General features: G+C 44.5%; 9 protein-coding genes. 5 read left to right on the top strand and 4 right to left on the bottom strand.

Annotated elements, in window-relative coordinates; genetic code table 11:
• The coding region (locus GF617_RS27340; protein WP_225385476.1) for a hypothetical protein at positions 1-61 on the bottom strand (61 nt) is incomplete at its 3' end.
• 151 nt (positions 62-212) lie between these two features.
• On the opposite strand from GF617_RS27340, the gene GF617_RS26280 reads away from it, so the two are divergent.
• The 5 genes from GF617_RS26280 to GF617_RS26260 all read left to right on the top strand — a co-directional run bounded on the left by GF617_RS26280 (position 213) and on the right by GF617_RS26260 (position 3,396).
• Positions 213-416, top strand: coding sequence for an HHA domain-containing protein (locus GF617_RS26280; RefSeq protein WP_004213596.1), 204 nt, complete (start codon positions 213-215; stop codon positions 414-416).
• A gap of 13 nt (positions 417-429) precedes the next feature.
• The gene (locus tag GF617_RS26275) at positions 430-660 is read left to right on the top strand and encodes a hypothetical protein (protein ID WP_023307222.1); all 231 of its coding nucleotides are present in this window, start codon (positions 430-432) and stop codon (positions 658-660) included.
• Positions 661-1,104: 444 nt separating this feature from the next.
• Positions 1,105-1,371, top strand: a complete 267-nt coding sequence (locus GF617_RS26270; RefSeq protein ID WP_003026799.1) for a DUF1778 domain-containing protein — start codon at positions 1,105-1,107, stop codon at positions 1,369-1,371.
• Positions 1,359-1,841 (top strand): GNAT family N-acetyltransferase, encoded by a 483-nt coding sequence (locus GF617_RS26265; protein WP_003026803.1) that lies wholly within the window; start codon positions 1,359-1,361, stop codon positions 1,839-1,841. The genes GF617_RS26270 and GF617_RS26265 overlap by 13 nt, the downstream gene beginning before the upstream one ends.
• Positions 1,842-2,052: 211 nt before the next feature.
• Complete coding sequence (locus GF617_RS26260) at positions 2,053-3,396, top strand: ISNCY family transposase (RefSeq protein ID WP_080339306.1); 1,344 nt, start codon at positions 2,053-2,055, stop codon at positions 3,394-3,396.
• A 70-nt stretch (positions 3,397-3,466) separates the two neighbouring features.
• Here GF617_RS26260 and GF617_RS26255 read toward each other — a convergent pair whose 3' ends face one another.
• From GF617_RS26255 to GF617_RS26245, 3 genes are all read right to left on the bottom strand, one after another.
• Positions 3,467-4,285: an abortive infection family protein gene (locus GF617_RS26255; protein ID WP_023307220.1), complete on the bottom strand. Its 819-nt coding sequence runs from the start codon at positions 4,283-4,285 to the stop codon at positions 3,467-3,469.
• 8 nt (positions 4,286-4,293) lie between these two features.
• The gene (locus GF617_RS26250) at positions 4,294-4,866 is read right to left on the bottom strand and encodes a recombinase family protein (protein ID WP_032676095.1); all 573 of its coding nucleotides are present in this window, start codon (positions 4,864-4,866) and stop codon (positions 4,294-4,296) included.
• Positions 4,867-5,153: 287 nt separating this feature from the next.
• Complete coding sequence (locus tag GF617_RS26245) at positions 5,154-5,573, bottom strand: hypothetical protein (RefSeq protein ID WP_233446946.1); 420 nt, start codon at positions 5,571-5,573, stop codon at positions 5,154-5,156.
• Between the last annotated feature and the right edge of the window lie 183 nt (positions 5,574-5,756).

Genomic DNA, 5,756 nt, shown 5'->3' with positions numbered 1-5,756 from the left:
ACTTTTGCTTTGCCACGGAACGGTCTGCGTTGTCGGGAAGATACGTGATCTGATCCTTCAACTCAGCAAAAGTTCGATTTATTCAACAAAGCCTGTCCGGCCTGAGCATCAGTGATTATCTTAAGCAGAACGGCACGGGCCATAACGCCTGAAAGAAATTTGCGTTATTTGTAAAATTAAATACTAGGGACGCCTCAGGATATAAAAAACTAATGACGAAACAGGAATGGATTTTACGACTACGGCGCTGTACATCGAAGGAAACCCTGGAAAGGGTAATAGAAAAAAATAAATATTCTCTGTCAGATGATGAGCTTGAGCATTTCAATGCCGCGGTTGATCACCGGCTGGCGGAGATGACGATGGGAAAGTTGTATGACCGGGTACCGCCAGGTGTCTGGAAATTTGTGAAATAGAACAGGTGACCTTATGAGTTACGGCTGGCTCTTCGAAAATTCGGATGATGACATTTCGGGTTATAATCATATCAATCTGGAACACCTCCCTCCGGAGCTAAAACAGGTTGCTCTCCAGATAGTACAAAATCAGTTTGATCGTGATACTGCAGAGAAAAAACTGGCAGAATTAATCCAGCAACTCGAGTTTGATATAACTGCAGCAGAACTGTCAGCATATCTTTTTAAACCGGGCCATGCCTGACGGCTAACCCGGTAGCGATAATAGTGGAGACCGACGGAGGGCTTCACTTTGGCCGCGGGATCAGCGTCCTGCGGATGGTTTCCATCAGAAGTTGATAGTGCACAGACGGGCTTTTATCCAGCCGCAGACCGTTCTTCCAGCATTCATCCGAAAATTGTTCCGCTTCATTACAGGTACGATCTTCAGGCTGCCGGCTCTCAAGCCAGCGAGTCTGTACTTCTTAATCTGTTCTGTTCATTAACTTAGTCCTTGCCTCGTTAGGGGATGACATCCCTGATTGTGCTGTCATGACACGACAAACACATCAACTTATGTTACGAAATCTATTCAAGTAACTGATATTTAACATAAAACGCATTATCGGTACTTTGAAGTGTATAGCATTTGCTATACGTTCGTGTTGTGTTATTCTTGTATATCAATTGCTATACAAGAGAGGTGTGTATGAAATCAGATGTTCAACTCAACCTAAGAGCTAAAGAGTCTCAGAGAGCACTCATCGATGCTGCTGCAGAGATCCTTCATAAATCGCGAACCGACTTTATCCTGGAGATGGCCTGCAAGGCTGCGGAGAATGTGATCCTTGATCGCCGTGTTTTCAATTTTAACGACGAACAGTATGCAGAGTTCATCGATATGCTCGATGCACCAGTCGAGGATGAGCCCGCCATTAATAAACTACTGGCAAGGAAACCTCAGTGGGACGTATAACCACGCCCGAGCCGTTATCCAGCTCTCATCAGCTGGCTGAGTTCGTCAGTGGAGAGACAGTCCTCGATGAATGGCTAAAACAGAGAGGTTTAAAAAATCAAGCTCTTGGCGCTGCCCGAACGTTCGTTGTTTGCAAGACGGGTACGAAGCAAGTAGCTGGTTTTTACTCTTTGGCCACCGGTAGCGTTAACCATACGGAAGCGACAGGTAGTCTTCGGCGTAACATGCCAGATCCTATACCGGTGATTATACTCGCTCGCCTGGCGGTAGATGTCTCATTGCACGGAAAAGGGGTTGGCGCCGATTTACTCCACGATGCAGTGCTACGGTGTTATCGCGTAGCTGAGAACATTGGGGTTCGTGCGATAATGGTTCATGCGCTTACTGAAGAAGCCAAAGGTTTCTATGCTCACCATGGATTTAAGGCATCACAAACTCATGAGAGGACTCTGTTTCTAAAGCTTCCATGACTGGTTGCTGGAATGGGAAAGTAGCTGGTTACCTTCTTAACATATTGATTTTTATGTTATTTGTTTTAATATTTAACATAATCTTTGTTATGCGCACCAAGATTGTAGCTCCAATATTCTAATGTCACTTTCTACCCATTTAGAGATGTCACTTTTTCTGGCATAAAGGATTAAACCTTGTTGCCGTGGAGATATCAGGATGCTTGTGACCATGTCAGATAAAGAGCTAAACCGGATAAACGTTATTCAGGCAGTTATCGATAAACGTATGCGTCGTCGTGATGCAGCCCATCAACTTAACCTCACCGAACGACAGGTTCAGCGCCTGATGAATCGTTATCGTGAGTCTGGCGTTTCAGGATTAGCCAGCCTTCGCCGTGGCCAGCCAGGTAATCACAGGATTCCTGAATCGCTTAAACTGCGGATTCTGGCGCTGCTACGCGAAAAATATAGTGATTTTGGACCAACTCTCGCCGCAGAAAAACTCAGTGAACGACACGATATTTCAGTATCCGTCGACACGTTGCGTAACTGGATGACTGCCGATGGATTGTGGATACCATACTCACGCCGTAAACCACGAGTGTACCAGCCACGTTATCGCCGAGACTGCCTTGGTGAGCTGGTACAAATAGATGGTTCACCTCACGACTGGTTTGAAGGACGCGCTCCTAAATGCTGTCTTCTAGTATTTGTCGATGATGCCACTGGTCGCATAATGCATCTTCGTTTTGGTGAAACCGAATCAGCCTTTGACTACATGCTTGCTACCCGTGAATATGTTGAGAAACATGGTAAGCCGCTGGCATTTTACAGCGACAAACACGGTATTTTTCGAGTAAATCATGCCGCCGGAAGCAAATCTGGAACTCAATTTGGTCGAGTCCTGCACGATATTGGTGTTGAGCTTATCTGTGCGAACAGCCCTCAGGCAAAAGGTCGTGTTGAGCGTGCCAACAAAACACTTCAGGACAGGCTCATCAAAGAAATGCGCCTCAATAAAATAAGCAGTATCGAAGAAGCCAATGCTTGGCTGGAAACGTTTATCGTAAACTTCAACCAGCGCTTCGCCAAAACGCCCAAATATCCAAAAAACCTTCATCGCCCTGTGGCAGAAACGATTGTGGATCTGGATGATATTTTCTCATGGCAGGAAACCCGTAAACTCTCGAAATCATTAACATTCCGTTATGATAAGATGATATATCTGGTTGAACCCACAGAAGAAAACACCCGAATTGCCGGGGAGAATATTAAGGTCTTTGATTACCCTGATGGCACCCTCGCCTTCAAATACGGCCACCACGCCCTCTCCTATCAGGTATTCGATAAACTGGACTGTATCGATCAGGGGCAAATTGTCGATAATAAGCGACTCGGTGCAGTGCTCCGATTGGCTCAGGATAAAATGGATGAATTGGATCGTAACGGCAAACGTGAGCGAAGCACAAAGATGCCGAAGCGGCGTGCTCAGGCTCGTATACAGGAACAGTTACGAGCAATTAATCCAGTTCTGGTTAATCCAAAAGAATTTCGTGCGAGCTTGAAAAGATAATCTTATCTAAATTTATAAAGGCATTATTATATTACAATGCCTTTATAAAAAGATAGAAACTCCAATCTAATTATATTTTATTCGCATGGATAACATCCATAATAAATACAACTAAGGTGTGAGATGCATTGACTGCGAGTCTAGCTTCGGCAACTACGATCTGCGGAGGGTTTTGACCACGCCCATGAGCACTCCCTATATGTGATCTGAATGCACCAATACCGTCAATTATTGATGAAATTCCTTTTAAAATTTTGTGCTGATCATCCGCTAACGTAGCGTCGGCATTAAGGTTCAAGCTCGGCTGCACGGCAGCCCAAAGAGGTGCTACATTCAATTTTTGTGGCATAGGTAAATCGAATTTTTCTATGTAGCATTTTAATGCAGATTCAATTATCGCACATGCTGCGGTGACTGATGCATGCGGATCGGTTTGAATATTCTCTACTGCACGAAGAAACTCATTTTCAATAGATGAGTAGTCGCCAGACTTCAGATAATCCTCTAGCGTTTTAGAAATCGGAGTCGAACCTGATTTAGTGATAAATCCATTGAGTCTGTAGACTAATTGGTTCTTAGATAAAGCATCGATTATTCTTTTTTGCCCATATTCGACAGTAGATCCAGCTCCAGCCCTAGAGTATGAATTCGGAGGTAAATCCATGTAATTCTGGATGATACTGCCTAATACTGAAATTGCATCTATCGAGTCGTCTTCATTGCAAATTTTCAGCCAATTACTGCATTTGGTTTCACAGTTTCCCATTGGCACCTCACCAGGTGCGCCTGATTCCATAAACAGCGAATTTAAAGACGTATGGCTAAAATAATGTTCACTAAGTACTGAAGACACCGCGCCAATGACATTGTTAGGTATTTTATTATTCATTTTATTCCTTAGTTATTATTCGATTGCTGATTTTTAATGTATTTTTTTAACCGAAAGTAAGTGGCCCGCGAAATGCCTGTTTTTTCCATAACCACTCTGGCTGGTTGTTTCTGATCAATAAGCGCCATGGCCGAGTCCGATTTCAGGTGGGGCTTACGTCCGAATTTCACACCGGACGCCATAGCAATCAACCGTCCCTCGTTGGTACGTTCCAGAATACGCTCCCGTTCAGCCTCAGCCACAGCAGCCAAAATCTGAATCACCATTTTCCCCATTGTCCCTTCGGTACTCAGGCCATTTTCAAGAAAACGGATGGCAATCCCCTTTTTATAGCAGGCATCAACGATATGGATCATATCTGCGGTATTGCGCCCTAGCCGGTCCATTTTGGTACAAATGATAATGTCGTCTTTTTCCGCCCGGGCAAGCAGCTGCTGCAACCCTGCGCGGTCGTCCGTGGCTCCCGACATCATGTCAGTAAAAATTCTGTCATCTCTAACGCCAATTGATTTCAGCTCTGTAATTTGCACTGTCAGCTTCTGATGGCTGGTTGATACCCTTGCATATCCCAGTAATGCCATAATGGTCTCACAAATCGATATTGATACTATGAAGTATCATTAGACATAAATCACGATTTCTGATACTACATTTGAAGTCGTTTTGAGGAGTCTCACAATTTATAACATTTGAGACGAAGGTATTGTTCGAAAATGAGCATGAAGCCGGTGCGTAGCAAGAAGATGGCTAAAAGACGAGCGCAAGCCGGGCTCAGGAACAACTCAGGGCCATTAACCAAGTGCTGGTGAATCCGGCAGAGTTCAAGGCCAGCCTGAAACGTTAACAACCCCCTATCCTACTTATCCTGTTAGAAATGGCTCTGACAGGCATAGCAATATTTGCTGCCGAAATGGGCATTAATCCCTGTGGCTTGCATCACTGAGGAAAGTTTTTTGGGAGAGCCTTCGTAGCACTTAGGACAGAAAGGACCATTTGGCTTTCCATCAACAGATGTAGTTCTGTAATAAAAACCATCCCGGAATTCTAATTCATCAACTGTACTGAGTTGGGCTTTGAGAGATGAGATTTCCCCCTGCAGAGAACTTATCTCCTGTTGAGCTTCAGCGAGATTCATTCTGGCATCGCTCAGGCTTAAGTATAACTCGCTGAGTTTTAATCGAAACTCTGCTTCATTGAACGCTGCGGTTGCATCCTTAAGGTCTTTTGCAATATTGAAAGCCAGCTTTACTGCATTTAGCCCTGCTGTAATTGAAGCCATATCAGCCATTTATCTTTCCTTTTGATTAAATTCACAGCACCAATTATGCAAACTAAGTGCTCAAAGAACCGTAAGCGTCAAGTCACTGCCGCCTGTGATTCCAGTCCCGGGATCGCTAAATAGCTGCGCCTAATACCGCTACACTTTTGCCTGACCATGTTTTCCTCCGGGGAATGGGCTGGCGGTTTCCAT

Source organism: Lelliottia sp. RWM.1, from assembly GCF_016859735.1.
Taxonomy (GTDB): Bacteria; Pseudomonadota; Gammaproteobacteria; order Enterobacterales; family Enterobacteriaceae; genus Enterobacter.
Note: the sequence above shows the minus strand (reverse complement) of the source record. Positions and strands in the feature narration are given on the sequence as shown.